The sequence below is a fragment of the Synechocystis sp. LKSZ1 genome, assembly GCF_040436315.1.
In the GTDB taxonomy this organism is placed as follows: domain Bacteria; phylum Cyanobacteriota; class Cyanobacteriia; order Cyanobacteriales; family Microcystaceae; genus Synechocystis.
The window spans coordinates 1,923,938-1,947,557 of the sequence record NZ_AP031572.1 but is presented as its reverse complement, the minus strand read 5'-3'; the positions used below and the strand labels follow the sequence as shown (position 1 = coordinate 1,947,557).

The following is a 23,620-nucleotide window of genomic DNA, read 5'->3' as shown; positions in this document are numbered from 1 at the left end:
CAAGAATGACTAAATTCCCTTGTCTGGGAGACTTGCAGATATACACTTTGTTAGCAATCCCATCAACCGATTTCTCAAGTAAAGATATGTGAATCCAGGGTTATTGCCGCTAGCCCTCTGCCTATTCGTGATCAGGGCAGATTTTGACTGAATTTGTGAAATTTTGCTCCTTCCACATTTAGCGTTTTAGCCCTAGAATTGGAATCCCTCACGCTATATATAGTGCTTGATTGGTTCAGGCAGGCCCGGCAATGGATTACTTACAGGAATGGCAGGCAAGCTGTGTTGACGACCAGCTTATTCATCTTAACGTGACTTCTCTCCAGGGGAACGAGGCTTCGGAGCATCTGCTGTACGCGGATACGTTGCCTCGGCGAAATGACGGCCGGGTCAGTCAATCCATCCTCAATCGCTATGAACATACCGTAGCTGGGGGTTGGTGGTGTTCAGGTATTGATTTACTATCGGGGGAGCGGGATCTCTGGGGCTGTTTTAAGCCCAACTCTCCTCGCATCCATCAGGAAAAGGGCAAGGTGATCAAGTATGAACATCCTCCCCAGGCCCCGACGGGCCTCTTTGCTTTGCGGGTTCCTTTACATCTTTGGCAACGCATTGCTGAGCGGGCTGGGCTGTCCATCCTAGCGGAAGACCTAGACCCAGAGCAAGAAGATGGGGGTTTTTGGCAATGGCTCATGCAGAATCCCCAGATCCCTCTCTGTATTACCGAAGGGGCCAAAAAGGCTGGGTCTTTACTGACAGCCGGCTTGGCGGCCATTGCTCTGCCAGGGGTTCACAGTGGCTACCGGACTCCGAAGGATGCCCTAGGACGACGCATTGGTAAATCCCATCTAATCCCGGCCCTGCAAAAGTTGGCGGTGCCCCAACGACCGATCTACATTGTTTTTGACCAAGACCCCAAGCCAAAAACTATCCAACAGGTTCACCTGGCTGTTAGACGTCTGGGCTATTTGTTCCAGCAAAATCAGTGTCTGGTGAAGGTCATGACCTGGAATCCGGTCTGGGGCAAAGGCATTGATGACCTAATCGCCCAACAGGGCCTAACCATCTTGGAACAGGTTTATGACCAGGCCCTGTCCCTAGAGGTGTGGCAGGCCAAAAGTTTTAACCGCCTTACCTATGGGCCGTCCCTGGCCCTCACGGCGCGTTATCTTCCGGATCTGCCGTTACCGGCTTCTGCTAACTTGATCGCCGTGAAATCTCCCAAGGGAACCGGAAAAAGCCAATGGCTAAGCCGAGTGGTGGGCCAGGCCATGGCAGAGCATCGCCCTGTTCTCTTAATTGGCCATCGTATTCGTCTGGTGCAGGAACTCTGTCAGCGCTTTAATTTAGACTATGTTACTGACGTCAAAGATGGCCCCCAGGGAACTATCTACGGCTATGGGCTTTGTATCGACTCGCTCCATCCCCAATCCCAGGCCCAATTCAACCCCAAACGTTGGGCCGACAGCCTAATCATTATTGATGAAGTGGAGCAGGTACTGTGGCATGCTCTGAATGGTGATACTTGCCGCTCCCACCGGGTAGCCATTCTCAAATCCCTCAAGCAGTTACTGCAAACGGCTCTGAGTGGTGACGGCCGCTTAATCGTGGCGGATGCCGATCTCAGCGATGTATCCCTCGATTACCTAACGGCCCTGGCGGGGATTCCTCTTGATCCCTACCTGATCTGTAATGATTGGCAACCTGATAGTACCGAGGCTTGGCCTGTCTATCATTACGGCGAAAATGATCCCCGTCGCCTAGTCAAGCATCTGGTACAACACATTCGAGATGGGGGCCGGCCATTTGTCTGCCTATCGGCCCAAAAGCTCACCAGTGCCTGGGGAACCCGCAACCTCGAAGCCTATCTCCAGCGACAATTTCCCCAAGTCAAGATCCTGCGGTTAGATGCAGAATCCCTTTCTGACCCCAGCCACCCCGCCTATAATGCCGTGTCCCAATTAAATGATCTACTACCCCAATACGATGTAGTATTGGCTAGCCCGGCCATTGAAACCGGTGTCAGTATTGACCTCAAGGGCCACTTTACCGCTGTTTGGGCCATTGCCCAGGGAGTCCAGACCGCCACCTCCGTTTGCCAGGCCCTGGGCCGAATTCGAGAAAATATTCCCCGCTATCTCTGGGTAGCCAGCTACGGCTTTAATCAGGTGGGCAACGGCTCCACTTCCATACCGGCCCTGTTGACCTCGGGCCAACGCTTAACGGACTTAAATATTCGCCTGCTCCAACAGGCCGATCTGGCGGATCTCGATGATTTGGATACCGGCTTTCAAGCAGAATCCCTCCTCTGTTGGGCCCGAATGGCCGTCCGTGTCAATGCAGCCATGATCCACTATCGAGACTCGGTATTGGCCCTGCTCCAACAGGAAGGCCACCAACTCCTGGGCTATCCCCCCCCGCCCCAGTCCCAGGGGGCCAAAGAAGACAATGATTCCTCTAACCAAGAGCCACTACCCGGTAGTCAACAATTAGCCGAAGCCATCCAGGCCGTGCGTGAGCAAAATTACCAGGCCGAATGCGAGGCCATTGCCACGGCGCCTTTACTAAGTGTCGAGGACTTCGAGGCCTTGAAAAAACGATTAATCAAAAGTCCTAACGAGCGTCACGCCCTGCGTCGCTACGAACTCCAGCAACGCTATGGGGTACCCGTGACCCCAGAACTGGTTCAGAAGGATGATCAGGGCTGGTATCAAAGAATTCGCCTGCATTACTTTCTCACCCTCGGTCGTCCCTACCTCGCTGACCGGGATACCAAGATCGCCCGGACGCTGATCGATCAGGGCCACGGCAGTCTTTTTCTCCCCGACTTCAACGGCTCCCAGCTCGGGGCCAAAATTGGCACCCTAGACGTCTTGGGACTCCCTATTCTCCTCGCCAATCCCCAACGGGAGCTCTGCGCCCTTGATGCGGATCTACAACGTCTGGCGGAGATCGCCCTGCGCAATCGTCAGGATATTAAAACCGTAATGGGCATTGGCTTGGCTAAAAATGCGGGCCCGATCACCATTCTACGCCGCTTTTTGGACTGTATTGGCTACGGTCTGGCCCCCCTAAAACGGAAGCGATTCAACCAAAAATCGGTGCGAGTGTATCGTCTGGTGCCGCCCCAGGATGGTCGGGAAACGGTTCTGCAACAATGGCTGGAACGAGACCGGCAATTACCGGGAAGCTCTGAGGGCTGGCTAGAGGATTTTTGGCTACGACTACAATCACCCGTTCCGACGATGACCACTCTCCCCTACGTGCAATTAAGTCTGGCTTTGACAGACCATTCCCCCGACGATTCGGCCCCTCTGCCAAATCAGGAAAAAATGGGATAATTTTTTACTATCGTTCACATGGAATGACTGGCCGAGTTACCACCTGGCATATCCTCGGTTGTAAGGCGGGTAGGCATTACCTCGAGGATAGTGATAGGGATAGTTTTGGTAATAGCCTCGGTTGCGTACACAAGGCATCCAGACATTGTTATCGGTAATTGTAGTGAAATTATTACCCGGCTGCTGGTAGTAACCGCCCTGGGGATAGCGATAGACATCGTAACCCAGGTTGTTCGATGGTGGAATCACGACCCCACGGGTGAATCCAGGGCTTCCGGTGGAGTAGACACGATAGGGGACAGCGCTAGCTGTATGGGCAATTCCTATCAAGGTAAGTAGGGCCAGGGGGACAGTGAGAATAAGTGGCTTAAACATCAGAAAACTCCCTAGAGACTACTTCTATTGTCGTCTCTAGACCCCCAAAATGGGGGGCCAGACCCAAAGGGGAAAGAGCAAAAATACTACATCTCTCGGCAAAAACAGAAAAGCCTAGGTATAATAACGTGACGTTGTTTACAATTCTGGAGGAAATCTGATTTGCGTCTTTTTCTCGTAGCGATTTTGCTGACTCTATCATTACCTGTATCCGTTTCGGCCCAAACCGCAACCTTTTACGGGCCTAGTTTTGCTGGCAAACGCATGGCCAATGGCAGACCCTATAATCCCAACCACTATGTTGCTGCCCATCCCCGCTATCCCCTAGGAACCCGCCTACGGGTCACCCATCAAAGAACTGGCCGCTCTGTTATTGTCACAGTAACAGACCGTTGTGCTTGTTCTCTCGATTTGAGCAGTGCCGCCTTTCGACGTATCGCCAATAAAAATCATGGTCGCATCCCCGTTCGCATTACCCGACTCTAGATTGGTCGAAGTTTCTTCCGGTCAATCATGCCATCCCAAGGGGTTCGGGCTTGCCTAGCGCCCCAATTCTCTGTCAGCATGGGAGAGCATTACCTTGCCATTGTATTAAGGACAACATTATGCGGAAATCCTCTGCCGAAAGCTGGCAGCCCATTGTGGGAGGCATTCTTGCGGCCCTCCTGGTCTTAATTGCCTTGAATGCTTTTGTGATTATTAACCCTGGTCAAGCTGGGGTTTTAAGTATCTTGGGTAAGGCTCAGGATGGGGCGTTACTAGAAGGTCTGCATTATAAGCCCCCTTTTGTATCCTCTGTGGATATCTATGATGTGACGGTACAAAAGTTTGAAGTGCCGGCCCAAAGCTCGACAAAAGATCTGCAAGACCTCTCGGCCAGCTTTGCCATTAATTTCCGTCTCGACCCGACTCAGGTTGTCAATATTCGACGCACCCAAGGGTCTTTACAAAATATCGTAGCCAAAATTATTGCCCCCCAGACTCAGGAGTCTTTTAAGATTGCGGCGGCACGGCGGACGGTGGAAGAGGCTATTACCAAGCGCTCCGAATTAAAAGAGGATTTTGATATGGCCCTGGATTCCCGCTTAGAAAAGTACGGTATTATTGTTCTGGATACGAGTGTAGTAGACCTCAATTTTTCTCCGGAATTTGCCCGGGCCGTGGAAGAAAAACAAATCGCCGAACAGCGAGCCCAGCGGGCCGTCTATGTGGCGCAGGAAGCAGAGCAACAGGCCCAGGCAGATGTTAATCGCGCCAAAGGGAAGGCCGAGGCCCAACGGCTCTTGGCGGAAACCCTGAAGGCCCAGGGGGGAGAACTGGTGTTACAAAAAGAGGCCATTGAGGCCTGGCGGGAAGGTGGGGCCCAAATGCCCAACGTTCTTGTGCTGGGCGGAGATAAAAACCAAGGGGCCATCCCCTTCCTGTTTAATTTAAACAATCCGACTGCCTCCTAAACAATGACCGACGTTTCTGCCGCTTATACCGTCGAACAGGCTTTGACCAATCTACAACAGACGGAAGATCCCAGTGCTCGCTACTATGCGGCCTGGTGGATTGGCCGTTTTCGCGTGACCGACCCCACTGCAATTGCCGCTCTCGTCGCGGCCCTACAGGATGAGACCGACCGCTCTCCCGATGGCGGCTATCCTTTGCGACGTAATGCGGCTAAGGCCTTGGGTAAATTAGCCGACCCGACGGTGGTTCCGGCCCTAATCCAGGCCCTAGATTGCGACGATTACTACGTCCGCGAAGCGGCAGTACGAGCCTTGGGAGAATTACAGGACTCTCAGGCCATTCCGGCCCTCCTCAACTTATTGGCTGGTGGCGTTGAAGCAGCACAATTGGTGCCCGGTAAACCCCATCTGGCCCAGCCCTACGAGGCCATTCTAGAGGCCCTGGGAACTCTCCAGGCCAAGGAAGCGGTTCCTCAGCTAGAACCATTTCTCGATCATTTTGCCCCTAAGGTACAGTACGCGGCCGCCCGGGCTCTTTATCAATTGACCCTTGCCCCGACCTACGCGGAACGTCTGATTCAAGCTTTGCAAGGCCCTGACCTACAACTGCGTCGCTCCGCCATGATGGATCTCGGTGCCACCGGCTATCTCGCCGGGGCCTTGGCCATTGCCCAAACCTTCGCTGAAAACAGTTTGAAGTTAATTGCCTTAAGAGACCTCTGGATGGCCCATCAGCAACGGACTCCCCAGCCCGACGCTCTGACACCAGAAACAGAGGAGATCCTGGCCCTGATGGATGGGTTATTGTAGGGAACGCCATGTCAGTTAAAAGCTTGTCGCCATGTTGCCCAAGGTGCGCAAATTATTTTAGCCTTTACCCCCAAGCCTTCTCTTCGTCATGGACGAGGGGGACAAAATCATCTCCATTTCATCTTAAACAGCAATAATGACTAAAATTCCGGTTACGGTAATCACAGGTTTTCTGGGCGCAGGAAAAACGACCCTCGTTCGTCATCTCCTGCAAAATAACCAAGGGCGGCGGATTGCTGTTTTGGTGAATGAGTTTGGCGATGTTGGCATTGATGGAGAATTGCTCAAGTCCTGTCAAGTCTGCGATGACGAGACGGAATCCGTAAATCCCAGCAGTCAAATTATTGAACTTACCAATGGTTGCCTCTGCTGTACAGTGCAGGAGGAATTTTATCCAGTGATGCAGGCCCTGCTCCAACGGCGCGAGGAACTGGATTGCATCGTTATTGAAACTTCTGGCTTGGCCTTGCCCAAACCCTTAGTACAGGCCTTTCGTTGGCCGGATATTCGGCAATACGCTACGGTGGACGGGGTGATTACGGTGGTAGATGGTCAGGCCCTGGCCCAGGGCCAATTGGTGGGTGATTTAGCGGCCCTGCTCCAGCAACGGCAAGCTGACCCTAATTTAGATCATGAAACGCCTCTAGAAGAACTTTTTGAAGATCAACTAGCCTGTGCGGACTTGGTACTCTTAACCAAAACTGACCAACTCCAAGCACCGCAACGTCAGACCGTTGAAAAATGGCTCAAGCAGGAACTCCGGCCTGGGGTCAAAATTATTCCCTGTCAGCAAGGAGTAATCAATCCTGATATCCTCCTAGGTTTCCAGGCTGCCGTGGAAGATAATTTGAGCGAACGCCCCAGCCATCACGACCACGAGGAAGACCACGACCACGATGATGAAATTCAGTCTACTCAGTTTGTCTCTGACCAGGCCTACGACCCCCAGGGCCTGATTGCACACCTACAGCAACTGGTACAACAGCAGGAAATTTACCGCATCAAGGGCTTTGTTTCTGTGCCCAGTAAGCCCATGCGTCTCGTGATCCAGGGGGTCGGGGCCAACCTCGATAGTTTCTACGACCGACGCTGGCAACCTGGAGAAACCCGCCAAACCCAATTGGTGTTTATCGGCAAAAATCTAGACGTCCAGACCATCCAGGCTAACTTAGCCCAGATTGCGACAAAACAGTCTGCTTGAGGCAGCAGGCTATTTTGAGACCAGAGCCGTACACCGTTCTGGCGTCAGCCGTAACGATTCCAACCGGCAGTCGTGAGAGCTATCTCCTTAGGCAAGATGGTGCCTGGAACAGATTCGCCTACAAATAGTCCTGCAGGGCCTTGACCTCTAGGGGATGGGTCTGCAAACTTTTGATCGCGGCCACGGTGGCCTTGGCCCCAGCAATGGTGGTGATAATCGGTAATTTGTAGTCCACGGCGGCCCGACGAATTGTGCGGCCATCCAGTTGGGATTCCTCACCGCTGGGCGTATTGATAATGAACTGAATCCAATTATTTTTAATCCAGTCCAAAACGTGGGGCCGGCCTTCATGGAGTTTTAGTACCACTTCAATGCCTTCAATGCCATTTTCGGCTAGGATTTTCTGGGTTCCCGCTGTGGCAACCACTTTAAAGCCCAACTCCAGTAAATCGCGAACAACGGGGACAGCGGCAGCCTTCGTCCGGTCGTTCATGGAGACAAAGACCGTGCCCGTGGTGGCCAGGTCAACGCCGGCCCCCAATTCGGCCTTCGCAAAAGCCTTACCAAAGTCCGTATCAATACCCATCACTTCGCCGGTGGAGCGCATTTCTGGCCCCAGCAGGGTATCGGCCCCAGGGAATTTGGCAAAGGGCAGGACGGCCTCTTTTACAGCAACATGGCGCAGTTGGGGTTCTTCAGTCATTCCCAATTCCGCTAGGGTTTTGCCCGACATCACCAGGGAGGCGATTTTAGCTAGGGGAACACCAGTGGCTTTGGAAACGTAGGGGACGGTGCGGGAGGCGCGGGGATTCGCCTCTAGAATATAGACTTGTTCCCCCTGAACAGCGTACTGAATATTCATCAGGCCCACCACGTTCAGGGCCTTGGCCAATTGTTGAGTCCATTGGCGAATGGTGGCAACAACGTTATCCGACAGACTAGTGTAGGGAATGGAGCAGGCCGAGTCGCCGGAGTGAATCCCCGCTTCTTCGATGTGTTCCATAATGCCACCGATAATCACCTGGCCCGTCTGGTCAGTGATGGAATCCACATCCACTTCAATGGCATTTTCCAGGAATTTATCGATTAAGATGGGGTGATCCGGTTCGATTTGTACGGCATAGACCATGTAACGTTCTAGTTCTTCATCGGAATAGACAATTTCCATGGCCCGGCCCCCGAGGACGTAGGAAGGTCGTACAACGACAGGATAACCAATGCGATTGGCCACGACCCGAGATTCTGCGTAACTGCGGGCAATCCCGTTGGGGGGTTGGTTAATCTGGAGAGTATGCAAAATCTGCTCAAAGCGTTCCCGGTCTTCGGCAGTATCAATGGAGTCGGGAGACGTTCCCCAAATTTTTGTTTGGACGGGGCAATCAGGGCTACTCAGGTATTTTTGTAGGGGAACGGCGAGTTTTAAGGGAGTCTGGCCCCCAAATTGCACAATCACCCCCACGGGGTTTTCCGCTTCGATGATGTTAAGCACATCTTCCTTGGTCAGGGGTTCAAAATAGAGGCGGTCGCTGGTGTCGTAGTCGGTGGAAACGGTTTCTGGATTGGAGTTGACCATGATGGTTTCATAGCCTGCATCACTCAGGGAAAAGGCCGCGTGGCAACAGCAGTAATCAAATTCAATTCCCTGCCCAATACGGTTGGGGCCGCCCCCGAGAATCATGACTTTGGGTTTATCAGAAGGGAGGACTTCGCTTTCTTCTGGCTCGTAGGTGGAATAGTAGTAGGGCGTCAGGGCCTCAAATTCCGCCGCACAGGTGTCCACCATTTTATAGACCGGCACAATTCCCAGGGATTTACGGTAGGCTCGTACTTCGTCTTCCGTCGTTTTGGTGGCAAAAGCAATTTGGCGGTCACTAAAACCCTGTTGCTTAATCTCGCGCATTTGTTCGGCCGTCAGGGCCGTCAAGGATCGTTGCTTGAGGAATTTTTCAGTTTCGACGAGTTCCTGCAATTTATCCAGGAACCAGAGGTCAATAGCTGTTAATTCATGGATCTCCTCGACGTTCATCCCCAGGGTCAGGGCCTGGTGCAGAGAAAAGACCCGTTCGGGATTGGGGGTACGCAGGTGGGAACGGACTTGGGCCAGGGTAGGCAGGGTTTCTTTGCGGTCACAACCGAAGCCAAAGCGGCCGGTTTCTAGGGAGCGCAGGGCCTTTTGAAAAGATTCTTGAAAGGTACGGCCAATGGCCATGGCCTCACCCACGGACTTCATTTGGGTAGTGAGAATAGGTTGGGAACCGGGGAATTTCTCGAAGGCAAAGCGAGGAATTTTCGTCACCACATAATCAATGGTGGGTTCAAAGGACGCGGGCGTTTTCTGAGTAATGTCGTTGGAAATTTCGTTGAGGGTATAGCCCACGGCCAATTTGGCTGCAAACTTGGCAATAGGAAAGCCCGTAGCCTTAGAGGCCAGGGCCGAGGAACGGGAAACGCGGGGGTTCATTTCAATCACGATCACATCGCCATTGGCGGGATTCACCGAAAATTGAATGTTGGAGCCGCCGGTTTCTACGCCAATTTCCCGAATAATGGCCTTGGAATAGTCTCGCAGGCGCTGGTATTCCTTATCCGTCAAAGTTTGGGCCGGGGCCACAGTAATAGAATCGCCCGTATGCACCCCCATGGGGTCAAAGTTCTCAATGGAGCAGATAATTACCACGTTATCCGCCAGGTCTCGCATCACCTCTAGCTCGTACTCTTTCCAACCCAAGAGGGATTTTTCCACCAGGATTTGGCTCACTGGCGACTGTTCCAGACCGTACTGGGCCATGGTTTCATATTCTTCCTGGTTATAGGCAATGCCGCCCCCGGTTCCTCCCAAGGTAAAAGCGGGACGAATAATCAGGGGATAGGAACCAATTTCTAGGGCAATTCTACGGGCATCTTCCATATTATTAACAATGCCGGAGGGGCAGACGGGAACGCCGATGCGGGCCATGGCCTGCTTAAATAAATCCCGGTCTTCCGCCATTTCAATGGCCGGCAATTTGGCCCCGATCAGTTCGACACCGTACTTTTCCAGTACCCCTGACTTAGATAACGTCACTGCTAAATTCAGGGCCGTTTGGCCACCCATGGTAGGTAAGAGGGCATCGGGCCGTTCCTTCTCGATTACCTTTTCCACAATTTCCGGGATTAGGGGTTCAATATACGTCCGATGGGCCAACTCCGGATCGGTCATGATCGAAGCGGGATTGGAATTGATCAAAACCACTTCATAGCCTTCTTCCTTTAAGGCCTTGCACGCTTGAGTTCCGGAATAATCAAATTCACAGGCCTGGCCGATGACGATGGGCCCGGCCCCTAAAATTAAAATTTTCTGCAAATCATCGCGGCGTGGCATGGCAACTATCCGTAGAGAGGGAAGGAATGAATCCCAATTATTCTATCGGCTTTCCCGGCCTTCATTACCGGCCCTCGTATCCAGGTTTAGTGACTTTTAAAAAGGCCTTGACCGGGTTCATTCAGGGCCCGGCTCTGCCAAACTGAATATTGGCCCTGGCGCTTGCTTGCTTTCAGTGCGAATGCGACAAACCCCGACCTGGGGAGCCAGCCTTCTTGTTCTTTTTCGTAATAGCTTCTATGACGACCCTGACGCAATTCCAAGCCTTTGATCACGACCTCCCCCCCCAAGTCCTGGCCCAACTGCTGACGGCCCCCGAAATTGCCGTCGATACGGAAACCATGGGCCTCAATCCCCACCGAGATCGCCTCTGTTTGGTGCAAATCTGTGACCCCAAGGGCCTGGTAACGGTGATCCGAGTCCACAAAGGCCAAACCCAGGCCCCCAACCTGACCCAGTTGATGGAAAGTCCCCAGGTGCTGAAAATTTTTCACTATGCTCGCTTTGACCTGGCCCAGCTCAAACACACTTTCGACATCAAAACTCACCCGGTATTTTGTACTAAAATTGCCAGTAAACTGGCCCGTACCTACACCGCTTCCCATGGTCTGAAAAGCTTGGTGCAGGAAATCCTGCACGTTGAACTGGATAAAAATGCCCAGAGTTCCGATTGGGGTAACCTTGAGAATCTCTCTATGTCTCAACTGAGCTACGCTGCCAACGATGTCCGTTATTTGATCCCCGTGAAACAACGTCTACAAGCCATGCTAGAGCGGGAAGACCGGTTGAACTTGGCCCAACGCTGTTTTGACTGTTTACCGGTTTTTGTTAATTTGGATCTAGAACAGTTTGGCAATGTGTTTGAACATTCGTCCTAGGGGGCCAGGTTTGGAGCATGGTGATGGCATGGGTCTGAAAGCCGAGCTTTTGGTACAGTTCCAGGGCCGGCGTATTGTGGGGAAATACCTGTAGGCCCAATTGCCGTTCCCCCCTGGCCTGGCTCCATTGCTGGGCATGCCGGAGTAGTGCCGTGGCAATACCCTGACGCCGATGAGTCGGTACCACATAGAGCATAAAAATATGACTGTAGCGTTCTCCTGTGACTTGGTCGATGGCATTCCCTAACCACAGGCCAGCAACGGGTACTGGATTCAGCTCTAAACGTGACTGCACCCACCAGAGTGGGGAACGAGCCGAGAAATACTGTTCAACTGTCTGGGCGAGATGGTCAAAGGCCTTTTGCTGGGGAAACAATTCCTGATAGGTACAGCGCAAAAAAGTGAGTAATTGAGCCTGATCTCGACTAGAGCCCGTTACCAGTCGATAGGGGTCTAGGAAGGGAAGGTCGGTCATAGTAGTCGGCCACTGGGCAGGATGGACAGTGGTCAGATGAGGGTTAAAATGTAAAAATAGATACAGATTAATAAGTTACTATTTTAAAAGCACCGCCAACTGAGTCCTATGAAATTATCCTATCGCGGTACCCCCTACGAAAAAACGCTGGTCAATCCAGTTCTGCAAAGCCCAGAGCCCCCTCCCCCGCAACCGGCCACTGTCACCAAAGCGGCCTATCCTCGTCATCTAGCCCAAACTTTCCCCCAAAATGGCCTGCGCTATCGGGGCGTTAGCTATCGGGCCCCCGACTATAGCCCCGAAGATTACCTTAACCTCTGTCCGACCCTTAATTTCTATACTCCTCCCGAGATTCAACCCACGGAGCTAGCGCAACAGCACCAGGATAATATCCGCCAGAATATCGAGCGACGCATTCAAGCGGCCCAAGCCGCCGGCAATGAAATGCTGGTTAGCCTCCTCCAACAGGAATACCAGGCATTATCCCTAAGCTAAAAACTGAATCTTAGCCGAGGCGGGGCAATCGCCGGATAAACTCTAGGGCCAGGCCATCCGGGTCGGCCAAGAATAACACTTCATAGAGATGGTCGCCGATCATCTGTGGTTGCGGGGCCAGTAGGAGTTTCCAGGGCAGAGCCAGGGCTTGGAGCTTTATCTCAAACCCTTCTAGCCAATGGCCTAGACTTGGCCCATCCGGGGGCAATTCAAAGGATAGGTGATAGTAGCCGACGTAGTGCTCATCGTGAAAAGCATCGAGGGCCGGTTTCGGTTCAGGAATTTGTATCAGTTCCAGCCGACTACCCAGGCCCTCTAGCCAACAGGCCAGAGTAAAGCCGGTAGTGAAGCGTTCTTGTACGGAAAAGCCGAGGGCTTCGTAAAAGGCCAGAGCCCGGTGAATGTCGGCCGTGCGGATGGAAACGTGATGTAACTGCATGGCCCTATTCAAACAGACGAAAGTAAGGATAGCGTTTGGGGACCCCCAGTTCTTTTTCTAGGTCAAAATTAATGACCTCCCAGCACGGCTCCGCGGCCTGGGCTGCACTAAACTCCACCGGTAGACCGTAGAGGCGGGGTAGCGTATTTTCTTCGAGGCTACGACGGGAATGATTGCGCTCTAAGTAAGCACTGACCAGGGCCTTGTAGCGATGGGCAATAATGACCTTGGTCGCCCGGTATCCTTCACCATACAAACGATCTAGTGCTTCATGGATCTCAAAGCGGATACCATCCGGGTGGGTATGCTGGCGGTACCATTCCCCCTGCCACAGGCGCCAATGCCGTCCCGATTGTAAATGAACGAGTTCCTTGGTGTTGACATCTACCTCGAAGGCCCCATGGCGAGGACAAAGATAGCTATCGGTGAGGGTCAGCGCCGGAATGAGCTGGCGACAATGGGGACACTGAATTTCAGGGCCAAAGGGCGGATACTGTAAACTGGGATTCAGCATGGCAAACTCAACGCAAGCATCGGCACTATTATATCGACTTAATCTAATTGCTCCGTTTTTAAGTCTGGTCTCTTCCTCCTGGTAATCCGTCATGTCCGACTGGAATATTTCTTTGACTGTCCCCGATCTGTCTGCCGCGGCCTTTGTGGCCCCCAATGCCACTGTGATCGGTAACGTCTATCTCGCCCCTAGAAGTAGTGTGTGGTATGGGGCTGTTCTGCGGGGGGATCTCGAACGGATTGAGGTCGGTGTTGGAACCAATATTCAGGACGGGGCCATTCTCCATGGCGATCCTGGTGCCGTCACCTGTCTAGAGGATTGGGTTACGGTGGGCCATCGGGCGGTGATCCACAGTGCCCACATTGAGCAGGGCTGTCTGGTTGGCATTGGGGCCATTATCCTTAACCAAGTGCGCTTGGGAGCCGGCAGTGTTATTGGCGCTGGGGCAGTGGTCACAAAGAATATTCCCCCCCGCTCTCTGGTGATGGGAGTTCCCGGTAAAGTAGTACGAGAAGTCACGGAAGTGGAGGCCCAGGACTTGATCCAACACGCCCAGCATTACGCCCAACTGGCCTTAGTGCATGCGGGCAAAGGGACGGCGCTTGGATTCCCAAGGGGTCAGGATTAGGATATATATAGTAGTGATCAAAAAATTTTAATTTTTCTAGACATACGAGGTAAAAATAAACTATGGATTGGCGCGTCATTATTGTTCTTAGTCCGCTGCTGATTGCTGGTGCCTGGGCCCTTTTTAATATTGGTGCCGCCGCAATCAGACAATTTCAGGATGTTCTTAGCCGCGAAAACTGATCAATCAGCTTGGCCAACCTTGGCCCTCAATTCAACGATTGGGTAATGGACTGTCCTTCTGGAAAGGGGGACAGTCATTTTTCATGGGCCTGATACAATAGCCACATCGTATTTTTCTGGTCATGCTCCTCCCTAAGTTTTTACCCTCCTGGTACACGACTCTCGTTTTTCGGCCCTACGGGTCGATTATGGACCGCTACCTGGCCACGCAACTGATCCCGCCGTTTATTTTTAGCGTTGGACTCGTCGCCACCCTGGGGGTTGCGGTGGGCAATCTTTCGGATCTGGCTAACAAAATTGTGGAAAAACAATTGCCGGTGCTCAAGGCCCTGGAAATTCTGATTCTCAAAGTGCCGGAATTTGTGGCCTACGCGCTTCCTATTTCGGTCATGCTGACCACCTTGATGACCTTTGGCCGCCTAAGCAGTGACAGTGAAATCATTGCCCTGCGTAGTTGTGGTGTTAGTTTGTACCGAATTGTTTTGCCGGCGATTATTTTGAGCCTGGGGGTTACGGTCGGAACCTTTATGATGAATGAATGGGTTGTTCCTGCCGCTAACTATCAAGCCACCAGCATTCTCGTTAATGCGATTCAAGAAGAGCATCCCTTTTGGCAGACCCGCGATATTTTTTATCCTGAATTTGAAACCCTGACCCTGGCCAATGGGCAAACCAGTCGTCGCTTGAAAAACTTGGTTTACGCCGAGCGCTTCGATGGTAAAACGATGCAGGCACTGACCGTATTGAGCTGGGCTGGAACTAATTTAAAACAAATTTTGATCTCCCACCAGGCTACTTGGAATGAGCAACAACAAAAGTGGGAGTTTTTTGAGGGGACACTCTATAAACTCTCGCCGGATAGCTCCTACCAAGAGGCCCTACCCTTTCAACACCAGACCCTCGATCTGCCCAAGGCCGCCTTTGATTTCGCCCGCCAAAGTCGTGACCCCTACGAAATGAACATCATCCAGGCTCGGCAATATATGGATATTTTGCGCCTCATTGGGGATACCAAAAAGCTTAATTTTTTCCAAGTTAGAACTGAGCAAAAAATAGCTTTTCCTTTTGTTTGTATGGTGTTTGCCTTGGTGGGCTCGGCTCTGGGAACTCAGCCCCAAAAAGTCAGCCGAGCAAAAAGTTTTGGTCTAAGTATTGCGGTTATTTTTATCTACTATTTACTCAGTTTTTTGCTGGGAAGTTTAGGCATGATTGAATGGGTATCCCCGGTGGTAGCGGCCTGGGGGCCAAACCTAATCGGCCTGGGTTTTGGTCTGTGGTTAATTTATCAATTCAATCATCATGTTTAGCTGGTCACACCATTGGTCTATGCCGAGGCAAGAGATAGACCCCAATCAAGGTTAAGTTCTTGTCCGCGATCCCAGTCATTTTCGTCCCAGGGCCTTTGCCTGTAGGCTAGAAAAAGCTTTTGTATGTGGGAACAAAATCATGGATTTCCAGGGAGAATTTGAACTCCTTCTCCGGGCTTGTTATCCCCTACTCTACATTCCGACCTGTGAAGAGGAAAGAGTAGAGGCCGTTATTCGGGATTGTGCCCAAAAACTCGGCAATCGAGCTGTTTATTGTTGGGATTTTGTAGAAGGTTATCAAGGTAACCCTAATAGTGAAGGAGTCGGCAAACGCAACCCACTCCAGGCCCTGGAGTTAGTGGAAAAACTGCCCGCTAACATAGGAGGCATTTTTATCCTGCGCGACTTCCATCGTTTTCTAGAGGACATTGCCATTGCCCGGAAGTTGCGGAATCTTGCCCGTTCCCTGAAGTCCCAGCCTAAAAACTTAGTGTTACTTTCCCCGGATGTGCGCATTCCTGCCGAGTTAACGGAGGTGATCACTGTTCTGGATTTTCCCTTGCCGGCCCGCTCAGAAATTCAGGCCGAAATCCAAAAACTCCTGTTGACCATGGGCCAAACTCTTGACTCAAAATTGTTAGAGGAACTAGCCCGCTCGGCCCAGGGCCTATCCTTGGAGCGAATTCGGCGTGTTTTGACCCGCTGTCTGGCCAGCCATGGCCACATTGAGCCGGAGGATGTGGAGTTAATCCTAGAAGAAAAACGACAATCAATTCGCCAGACCCAAATTCTTGACTTCTATCCCGCTACGGAACGGATCAGCGACATCGGCGGCCTCGATAATCTCAAGGAATGGCTGTTGCGTCGAGGCGGGGCCTTTGGCGAACGGGCCCGTAGTTATGGCCTGCCCTATCCCCGCGGCCTTCTGCTAGTCGGCATCCAAGGTACGGGGAAGTCTCTGACCGCTAAGGCCATTGCCCACCATTGGCATCTGCCCCTGCTTCGTTTGGATGTAGGCCGTTTATTTGGCGGCCTAGTGGGGGAATCCGAAGCCCGAACCCGTCAAATGATCGCCTTAGCCGAAGCCCTGGCCCCCTGCATTTTTTGGATTGATGAAATTGACAAAGCCTTTGCGGGGGTAGATGGTCGGGGAGATGGCGGCACTACTAGTCGGGTGTTTGGGACTTTTATCACCTGGTTAGCGGAAAAAACCTCGCCGGTGTTTGTGGTGGCAACGGCTAATAATATCCAATCATTGCCCCCGGAGTTACTGCGCAAGGGCCGTTTCGATGAGATTTTCTTTGTTGGCCTGCCCTCCGAGCAAGAGCGGGAAGCCATTTTCAATGTCCACTTATCCCGTCTGCGGCCCCATAATTTACCGGCCTACGACCTGAAGCGGCTTGCCTACGAAACCCCCGATTTTTCTGGGGCGGAAATTGAGCAAATTCTGATCGAAGCTATGCACTTGGGCTTTAGTCAAAATCGAGATTTCACCACCGATGATATTTTAGAAGCCGCTAGTCAACTGATTCCCTTGGCCCGGACGGCCCAAGAGCAAATTCAACAACTCCAGGCCTGGGCCGCCGCCGGTAAGGCCCGTTTGGCCTCCCGCGATAGTCGCTTCAATGGTTTGCTGTAGTCGCGTCTATCGTAGAAATGGACTCTTCCTCGGGGTGTCTGGCCAACAGGCCAGAAGGATTAATGCTTTGTAAAATTTTGCCTCCCGCGTAGATACAGGCAATGGCCCACAGGCCGAGGACGATGGCCCAGGGCATAACGTCTGCCATCCAAAGCAGGATCAGACCGATACCACAACTATTCGCGACTACCAGCCCCCATTTTTCCCCTAACGGTTTTGGCTGGAGGGGTTCTGGCGCTCCCGGTGTGAGGGAAATTGTTGCCAAGGCATTGAAGAAGACTTGACTGCTGAGTACCAGAATAATGCCCCAGCCCAGATGAAAGGCCCCGCTATAGAATCCCAGCAATTCCCAGAGAATGGTTCCCCAGGTGAGTCGAGTAAAGGTCGTTAACGAAGGAGAGAACGTTGCTAGGCCCCTTTCTGCTAACTGGATCTGAACGGTTGTAATGTTCGCTAGATCGAGGCGGGCCATCCGGGCCTGATCCACTGCGAGCAGTAAAAATCCTAGCGCTAATAACCGTTGGTCGAGGGGGCCATCGATCAGAATGGGGTGTAAAAGACCGATGCCAGCTGGTAGAAATAGGAGGGGAACAAGGCGGTGACTTGCAACCATGAAGCAATCAGGAACAAATAAGGAATAACACCCAGGAATAGCAAATCCCCCAAAACGGGGGATCGGAGGAGGAGTAAGGTTACAGACTAGGCCCTCATGGCATTCCTAGGGGCGCAAACTTAAAATTTCCGGCGCCTTGAGGGGGGATTCTGCATAGGTCAGGCCTTTTGCTTGGGCAAATTCGTCGTAGGAAGCCCGAATTTCTTGATTCACGGCCACCGTCGTGGCGTCGTAGATCTGAGTCGCCAGTTTGGGATAGAAGCCCACAGCAATAATCGGAATCAAGAAACAAGCTGCAATAAAGACCTCTCGGGGCCGGGCGTCATCGTAATGGGCCTGCGCGGGTAACACACAACTAGTGCCAAAACAAACGGCCTCGAGTTCTCCTGAGCCCTGAACTTTCTGCCCTTCTAAATTACAGAGGGGATGACTACCGGTGCCGTAGAAGAGTTGACGGAGCATAGAGAGGAGATAGATGGGCGTTAACACCAGGCCGACAGCTGCCAGGAATACCGTCACGGTACGGAAGGTAGTGCTGTAGAGGTCGCTAGTGGTGATGCCGACAAAGACCGAAAGTTCGCTGGCAAAACCGCTCATGCCCGGCAGGGCCAAGGAAGCCATCGACCCCATGGTGAAGAGGGCAAAGACGGTGGGCATCACTTTACCAATATTGCCCATGTCCGGCAAAGAAAGGGTGTGGGTACGGTCGTAGGTTACCCCGGCCAGGAAGAAGAGTACCGCTGCAATCAGACCATGGGAAAGCATCTGGAGCATGGCCCCGCTAATGCCAAGATCCGTGAAGGAGGCAATCCCCAGTAGGACAAAACCCATGTGAGAAACCGACGAATAGGCCAAACGTCGTTTCATGTTGGTCTGGGCAAAGGAAGTAAAGGCCCCGTAGACGATATTGACAACGCCTAGGATCACCAAAATAGGTGCAAAGTAAACGTGGGCCTGGTCAAGAATCCCCAGGTTTAGCCGCAGGAGGCCATAGCCCCCCATCTTCAAAAGCACACCCGCCAGAATCATAGAAACCGGTGCTGAAGCTTCACCGTGGGCATCGGGGAGCCAAGTATGCAGGGGGAAAACCGCCAGCTTGACCCCAAAGGCCAACAACAGGCCACCGTAGAGAAAGAGTTCCAGGGCCAGGGGATAATTTTTCAGACCCAATTCCACCATATCAAAGGTGACTTGATTGCCGTAGAACGCCATACCCAGGGCCGCCACCAAGATAAAGATCGAGGCGGCAGCGGTGTAGAGCAGGAATTTCATCGCAGCGTACTGACGCTTTTGCCCCCCCCAGATAGAAACAAGAAGGTAAACGGGAACCAGTTCCAGTTCCCACATAATGAACAGGAGTAGCATGTCCTGGGCTACGAAGACACCGATTTGGGCCGCATAGAGCACCAGCATTAAAAAATAAAATAGGCGGGGTTTGTGATTAACCTGCCAGGCCGCAAAGATAGATAGGGTCGTGACCAAGCCTGCCAGCAATACTAGGGGCATGGAAATTCCATCCACAGAGACGCTCCAGCTTAGGCCAAACTGCGGAATCCAGGGATACTTTTCCGCTAACTGTAGGGAACTACTGGTAATGTCGTAGTTCCGACTGAAAACATAAATCATCAAAATAAAATCCGCTAGCGCCACACCGAGGGCATACCAGCGGACTTGTTTTCCTTCTTTATCTGGTAACAGCGGGATGAGGAAGGCGGCCACCAGCGGCAGGAGGATCAGGATCGAAAGCCAAGGAAGTTGTTCCGTCATTAGGGCAATGAGAAAAAATACCTAGTCGTTATTGAGGCTATTATATTAAATTTTGTAAATTCTTTTCTGGATTATCCAAAATTTTTTCCCAGGAACCGCCCAGATCTATCAAAAAGTAGCCTCCTCCCAACGTATCGCTTAGGCACAGCGCCCTAGAAAGGAGAAAACGAGCGGGAAATGATGCGATAGAGGGCGTCTTCTAGGAGGGACTGATTCAGGCCATTTGCATTCTCGGTAGTCGCTTACTGAGACGCAGTTGAGTTCCCTTGGTATTCCAATCGACTTGGTCAAAAATCTGATGGAGAATACTTAGACCTCGTCCGGATTCTGCTTCGTCTGGAGGTAGAGGTGCTATTTCAGTAGAAGAGCAGGAAGCACAATGGCAATGGGGGATAAAACCACTCCCTTGGTCAGAAATGACCCAACAGAGGCCCTCTCGGGAAACGGAAAATTCCACCACGATCGCTTTACTGGGATCTAGTTGGTTACCATGGATTGCGGCGTTAACCAGGGCCTCTTGTAATCCTAGGCGGATTTCAGCTTGAAGCGTTGGCGGAACATGGGCCAGCAAAAGATCGAGAATGGGGCAAAGGTAGAGCGTTGATGAGAAACTGAGTGTACTCCAACTCCGTTTTTGGGGAGGTAGGGAAATCGCAATCACGCACGTTACCTCAGGAATTCATCATTGAGTGAGTAGTTGGTTAAGAAAACTTTAAGAGAGCAATGTTGCGCATCAACTCAGCAGGGGACTATCTTAAAACTTTCTCAAATCGGAACCTAAAAAAATTCTTTTTCTCGGTGTAAGCCTTGGATATCAGGGCATTCAGTCAAAACCAGTAACAGCAGTAATGAGACAGTTCATAGTTAAAACTGATAGGTAAGGGCGTCAATTAATCCAGATTTCTAATATCTTAGGGAGGCTTTTTCTGCTGTAGGCGCGATGATAACCTCGTTAATTGACAGTCTCTATTATAGCCCATCTCTTTTGGCTGATTGGTAACCCAAGCGACAGGCCGAACCCCCACCCGACAGACTTAGACTGGTGAGGGACTCGACGCAGCTCAGAAATCACTGATGGACTCCTTGTTTCGCTTCTCGGAGAAAGGCTTCTCGGAATATAGAGATACAGATCAGTTATCAGTCAGCCCAGTATAGACTTTCAAATTGATAGCGGAGGGCATCCAGATTGGCGACCCGAGCTACGACCAAGTAGGGTTCTGGGCCTCCCTTGGGTAACTCGTTTTCGCAGTGGCGAACTGTGTCTTCATGTTTCAGCCAAAAGCGTACCATCGCTTCTACAACTTCATCCCAATTCCACTGGGGCTTTTTGGGAATATCATCAATGGCCTGAATAAAGCTATCGAGGGTACAGCGATAGGATGCTAGATAGGCCTTGGGGCGCTGGGGATTTTGTTCGTTATGTTGTTGATGATCGAAGAAGGTTAAGAGGGGAGAAACCCCCAAGAGTTCAAATGAGTAGGCCATAGAGCAAGAACACTCCTATTCACACGGAAAGTCGATTCAGTCCAGTTTTTCATGAATAGTTAGACTGTTTTTCGAGGATGTTGTCTGTTCATCGAGTTCACAGTCCAGAGCGCGCGCTGACCTCTATTACATGAAATAAATAGAGACTGATTTTTATAATTGTAGGGAATGATTTTAGAAAAAGAGTTATTTGTAAACTTTTTTCAAAAATTAGCAATTATCCCCATAGAGTGCTAATTAGATAGCTGCTAAGTCCCTAAATTCTTTGACACAAAGGTAGTGTACTAATTCCCGGGGTTTGGTCTAATCCTCTAGCTTGACACTGGCCTGAGAAGTGTAGAAGATGCAGGCATTGATAACGTGCGGATCGCGGTGGCTCCCCGCTATCATGCAGCTATGGACAACACCATTCTTCTCAAAATGCTCATAGACTCGGGCTTCATCTAGATTGGTTGCCCCTGGTCTTGAAAGCCTCTTAACTTTTGTTTTTTGGAAGACCCCCATGCCTAGCTCCTCCCTCGTTTCCTTGCTTGACCGCCTTGGAGATTGGAATCCCCAGCTTTATCGAGAGCTGAAAAGTCGCTATAGTCTCCGCACTGGCCAAATGGTGGTCGTAGCTAGTGCCATTGCCCAGGGCCTGTTGTTTTTTATCCTACAAGCTGGCCTGCCCGATAAACTGAGCCGCTTCAATCGGTATTGTCTAGGCAGTCCACCACCGGAGTATGAGAACAGTTACTATAACGGCCTGTTTTGCACCAAAGACTTTTTAGGCAATCTCATCATCAATTGGCCCTTGTGGTGGCTTGATGTGTTTGTAACCCTAAGTACGGTGAGTATTCTTTTACTCTGGGTTGGGGGAGTGTACCTGCTAATTACGGATCTAGCCCAGGAAAATGGCCGGGGTACCCTCAATTTTCTGCGGCTCAGTCCCCGCTCTGTTTTGACACTCCTGTGGGGTAAGCTGCTGGGGGTGCCTAGTCTGGTCTATGGTTTCTTGGCCCTGGCGATCCCTCTGCACCTCGTCGCGGCCCTTGCCGCCAATATTCCCCTGCCACTTTTGCTGAGCTTTTATGCGGTTCTGGGGGCCGGTTCGGTCTTTTGTTTTGCCCTCGCTATCCTGATCGGCTTGGCTATGGGCAAGGATAATTTAGGCCAGGCCTTTGCCATTAGCGGCCTGCTGGCAATTGTGCTGACGGCCATGACCCTGACGACTCTCCAGGGAGGTTATCAAGAACGACACTATCTCTGGGAGTGGCTACAGTTGTTTTACCCAGGTCAGGCCCTCTACTATTTGGCCGATGCGACCTTTCTCTCCGAGCAGAGCCTAGACTATCTGCGTTCGGATCAACTCCTTGGCCTGCGTTGGTATGGCCTGCCGGTCTTTCAACAGGACTGGAGCGGTTTAGCGTTTATTATCCTTAACTATAGTCTTTGGAGTTACTGGCTATTTCAAGGCCTACAACGTTGTTTTCGCAGTCCCCAGCGCTCCACCTGGAGTAAGGCCCAGAGCTATGGCATGACCTTGACCTTGATCGTCACCGTGGCCGGTTTTTTCTTCCAGGATATGGGCATCAAAGGGGTTATGGATAATCCTCAACAGGTTGCTGTGTATCTGCGGGGCAATTTTGTCATCCTTCAGTTGATCCTCTGGGCCTTTTTCTTAGTCTTGACCAATGCCCTCAGCCTGAGTCGGGATACTCTCCGCACCTGGGCCCGTTACCGCCACCAAGCGCCGCAACATCAGCGCTCTCTCTGGACTGATTTACTCTGGGGTGAACAGAGTCCAGCACCGTTGGCCCTGTTAGCGAACTGGGGCATTGTCGTTCTCTATCTGATCCCGATTATGGTCTTTCTCCCCCTGGGGAATTACCGACTCTCCCTGGGCTTTGGCCTGATTCTCGGGGCGAGTTTTAGTCTGATTCTGGCCCTGGCATTCCAGTACGGCCTGTTGCGTCTAGCGGTTAATCGGCTGTTCCTGGGCGTTGGTCTACTCTTGCTGTCGGGACTGATTCCCCTTGGCGTTGCGCTTCTCTTCAAGAGCTTTGGGGCTCATGTTCTTTGGTTTAGCGTTCTGCCCATGGCCGCTAGTACTGCTGGTGCTGGTGCCGCTTTCTGGTTAAGTTTAATCGCCCAACTCAGCACCTTGGCCCTGTTGTCGGCCTTCTTGCGACGGCACCTCCAGCATCTTGGTCGGTCGGAAACCTATTGGCTGAGTGCGAGTCCCCAAGCTCGGCCTAGTCTTCCAAAACCGTAACCGCGACTTCCACTGCCTCAACATCAATCGTCCCCGGTGGTGTAAGTCGCTCAAAGCCCTGGGGACTCGTCTTCAGGGCCTCTCCACAACTGGGGCAACGGCACTCCTGGCCCTTGAAGCCGGTAAATTCGTAACCACAGACCGGACAGGGTCCCTCGATTAAACTTTGTTTCAGCCACCAACGCAGGCCCCAAAAGGCCAGTAAGGGAAGAATAAGGACAAATCCCAGGGCCAACAACAGGCCATTCACCACCCAGCCCAGACCCACGGCCCCCAGGAGCAGGGCAAAAGCCAAGGCCGTCAGCCCACAACCTAAACCGGACTCACTCAGGGCAATTAGGGGAGAAGAAACTGTCTTCACGCGGGACTCCTCGGGGGAAAATACTTGCTATGCTCTCACTG

Annotated in this window: 22 protein-coding genes; 12 read left to right on the top strand and 10 right to left on the bottom strand. The window is 51.8% G+C overall.

What is annotated here, in order from left to right:
• The first annotated feature begins 251 nt into the window (after nucleotides 1-251).
• Entirely contained in the window at nucleotides 252-3,341 is a 3,090-nt protein-coding gene (locus tag ABXS88_RS09075) for a plasmid replication protein, CyRepA1 family (RefSeq protein WP_353671723.1), read from the top strand.
• Nucleotides 3,342-3,377: 36 nt separating this feature from the next.
• Here ABXS88_RS09075 and ABXS88_RS09070 read toward each other — a convergent pair whose 3' ends face one another.
• Entirely contained in the window at nucleotides 3,378-3,716 is a 339-nt protein-coding gene (locus ABXS88_RS09070; RefSeq protein WP_353671722.1) for a hypothetical protein, read from the bottom strand.
• Nucleotides 3,717-3,878: 162 nt separating this feature from the next.
• Here ABXS88_RS09070 and ABXS88_RS09065 point away from each other — a divergent pair, with 162 nt between their 5' ends.
• The 4 genes from ABXS88_RS09065 (at nucleotide 3,879) to cobW (ending at nucleotide 7,181) form a co-directional block, all read left to right on the top strand.
• Nucleotides 3,879-4,202: a septal ring lytic transglycosylase RlpA family protein gene (locus tag ABXS88_RS09065; protein ID WP_353671721.1), complete on the top strand. Its 324-nt coding sequence runs from the start codon at nucleotides 3,879-3,881 to the stop codon at nucleotides 4,200-4,202.
• 116 nt (nucleotides 4,203-4,318) lie between these two features.
• Nucleotides 4,319-5,170 carry a prohibitin family protein gene (locus ABXS88_RS09060; RefSeq protein ID WP_353674802.1) on the top strand — a complete coding sequence of 284 codons (852 nt, stop codon included), beginning with the start codon at nucleotides 4,319-4,321 and terminating at the stop codon, nucleotides 5,168-5,170.
• Between the two features lie 3 nt (nucleotides 5,171-5,173).
• Nucleotides 5,174-5,980, top strand: a complete 807-nt coding sequence (locus ABXS88_RS09055; RefSeq protein ID WP_353671720.1) for a HEAT repeat domain-containing protein — start codon at nucleotides 5,174-5,176, stop codon at nucleotides 5,978-5,980.
• Between the two features lie 136 nt (nucleotides 5,981-6,116).
• Nucleotides 6,117-7,181: a cobalamin biosynthesis protein CobW gene (gene cobW, locus ABXS88_RS09050; RefSeq protein WP_353671719.1), complete on the top strand. Its 1,065-nt coding sequence runs from the start codon at nucleotides 6,117-6,119 to the stop codon at nucleotides 7,179-7,181.
• Between the two features lie 118 nt (nucleotides 7,182-7,299).
• Here cobW and carB read toward each other — a convergent pair whose 3' ends face one another.
• Complete coding sequence (gene carB / locus ABXS88_RS09045; RefSeq protein ID WP_353671718.1) at nucleotides 7,300-10,542, bottom strand: carbamoyl-phosphate synthase large subunit; 3,243 nt, start codon at nucleotides 10,540-10,542, stop codon at nucleotides 7,300-7,302.
• A 230-nt stretch (nucleotides 10,543-10,772) separates the two neighbouring features.
• On the opposite strand from carB, the gene ABXS88_RS09040 reads away from it, so the two are divergent.
• Nucleotides 10,773-11,420 carry a ribonuclease H-like domain-containing protein gene (locus ABXS88_RS09040; RefSeq protein WP_353674801.1) on the top strand — a complete coding sequence of 216 codons (648 nt, stop codon included), beginning with the start codon at nucleotides 10,773-10,775 and terminating at the stop codon, nucleotides 11,418-11,420.
• Here the strand turns inward: ABXS88_RS09040 and ABXS88_RS09035 are convergent.
• Nucleotides 11,371-11,895 (bottom strand): GNAT family N-acetyltransferase, encoded by a 525-nt coding sequence (locus ABXS88_RS09035; protein WP_353671717.1) that lies wholly within the window; start codon nucleotides 11,893-11,895, stop codon nucleotides 11,371-11,373. The genes ABXS88_RS09040 and ABXS88_RS09035 overlap by 50 nt on opposite strands.
• Before the next feature lie 108 nt (nucleotides 11,896-12,003).
• Here ABXS88_RS09035 and ABXS88_RS09030 point away from each other — a divergent pair, with 108 nt between their 5' ends.
• Nucleotides 12,004-12,390, top strand: a complete 387-nt coding sequence (locus ABXS88_RS09030) for a DUF4278 domain-containing protein (RefSeq protein ID WP_353671716.1) — start codon at nucleotides 12,004-12,006, stop codon at nucleotides 12,388-12,390.
• Between the two features lie 10 nt (nucleotides 12,391-12,400).
• Here the strand turns inward: ABXS88_RS09030 and ABXS88_RS09025 are convergent, their stop codons facing one another.
• Both ABXS88_RS09025 and ABXS88_RS09020 read right to left on the bottom strand, forming a co-directional pair.
• Entirely contained in the window at nucleotides 12,401-12,829 is a 429-nt protein-coding gene (locus tag ABXS88_RS09025) for a VOC family protein (RefSeq protein WP_353671715.1), read from the bottom strand.
• 4 nt (nucleotides 12,830-12,833) lie between these two features.
• Complete coding sequence (locus tag ABXS88_RS09020) at nucleotides 12,834-13,343, bottom strand: TIGR02652 family protein (protein WP_353671714.1); 510 nt, start codon at nucleotides 13,341-13,343, stop codon at nucleotides 12,834-12,836.
• Nucleotides 13,344-13,434: 91 nt separating this feature from the next.
• Here ABXS88_RS09020 and ABXS88_RS09015 point away from each other — a divergent pair, with 91 nt between their 5' ends.
• The 4 genes from ABXS88_RS09015 to ABXS88_RS09000 all read left to right on the top strand — a co-directional run bounded on the left by ABXS88_RS09015 (nucleotide 13,435) and on the right by ABXS88_RS09000 (nucleotide 17,099).
• Entirely contained in the window at nucleotides 13,435-13,971 is a 537-nt protein-coding gene (locus ABXS88_RS09015; protein WP_353671713.1) for a gamma carbonic anhydrase family protein, read from the top strand.
• A gap of 62 nt (nucleotides 13,972-14,033) precedes the next feature.
• Nucleotides 14,034-14,153, top strand: coding sequence for a photosystem II protein Y (locus tag ABXS88_RS09010; RefSeq protein ID WP_353671712.1), 120 nt, complete (start codon nucleotides 14,034-14,036; stop codon nucleotides 14,151-14,153).
• Nucleotides 14,154-14,275: 122 nt separating this feature from the next.
• Nucleotides 14,276-15,460 carry an LptF/LptG family permease gene (locus ABXS88_RS09005; RefSeq protein WP_353671711.1) on the top strand — a complete coding sequence of 395 codons (1,185 nt, stop codon included), beginning with the start codon at nucleotides 14,276-14,278 and terminating at the stop codon, nucleotides 15,458-15,460.
• A gap of 139 nt (nucleotides 15,461-15,599) precedes the next feature.
• Complete coding sequence (locus tag ABXS88_RS09000) at nucleotides 15,600-17,099, top strand: AAA family ATPase (protein WP_353671710.1); 1,500 nt, start codon at nucleotides 15,600-15,602, stop codon at nucleotides 17,097-17,099.
• On the opposite strand, the gene ABXS88_RS08995 is transcribed toward ABXS88_RS09000, so the two are convergent.
• The 4 genes from ABXS88_RS08995 to ABXS88_RS08980 form a co-directional block, all read right to left on the bottom strand.
• The gene (locus tag ABXS88_RS08995) at nucleotides 17,083-17,712 is read right to left on the bottom strand and encodes a hypothetical protein (RefSeq protein ID WP_353671709.1); all 630 of its coding nucleotides are present in this window, start codon (nucleotides 17,710-17,712) and stop codon (nucleotides 17,083-17,085) included. The genes ABXS88_RS09000 and ABXS88_RS08995 overlap by 17 nt on opposite strands.
• A gap of 105 nt (nucleotides 17,713-17,817) precedes the next feature.
• The gene (locus ABXS88_RS08990; protein WP_353671708.1) at nucleotides 17,818-19,479 is read right to left on the bottom strand and encodes an NAD(P)H-quinone oxidoreductase subunit 4; all 1,662 of its coding nucleotides are present in this window, start codon (nucleotides 19,477-19,479) and stop codon (nucleotides 17,818-17,820) included.
• 214 nt (nucleotides 19,480-19,693) lie between these two features.
• On the bottom strand, nucleotides 19,694-20,140 hold the full coding sequence (locus ABXS88_RS08985) for an anti-sigma regulatory factor (RefSeq protein WP_353671707.1): 447 nt from the start codon (nucleotides 20,138-20,140) through the stop codon (nucleotides 19,694-19,696).
• 476 nt (nucleotides 20,141-20,616) lie between these two features.
• Entirely contained in the window at nucleotides 20,617-20,964 is a 348-nt protein-coding gene (locus tag ABXS88_RS08980) for a hypothetical protein (protein ID WP_353671706.1), read from the bottom strand.
• Between the two features lie 502 nt (nucleotides 20,965-21,466).
• Here ABXS88_RS08980 and ABXS88_RS08975 point away from each other — a divergent pair.
• On the top strand, nucleotides 21,467-23,218 hold the full coding sequence (locus ABXS88_RS08975) for a hypothetical protein (protein ID WP_353671705.1): 1,752 nt from the start codon (nucleotides 21,467-21,469) through the stop codon (nucleotides 23,216-23,218).
• On the opposite strand, the gene ABXS88_RS08970 is transcribed toward ABXS88_RS08975, so the two are convergent.
• The gene (locus tag ABXS88_RS08970; RefSeq protein ID WP_353671704.1) at nucleotides 23,199-23,579 is read right to left on the bottom strand and encodes a hypothetical protein; all 381 of its coding nucleotides are present in this window, start codon (nucleotides 23,577-23,579) and stop codon (nucleotides 23,199-23,201) included. The two genes, ABXS88_RS08975 and ABXS88_RS08970, sit on opposite strands and share 20 nt — an antisense overlap.
• Between the last annotated feature and the right edge of the window lie 41 nt (nucleotides 23,580-23,620).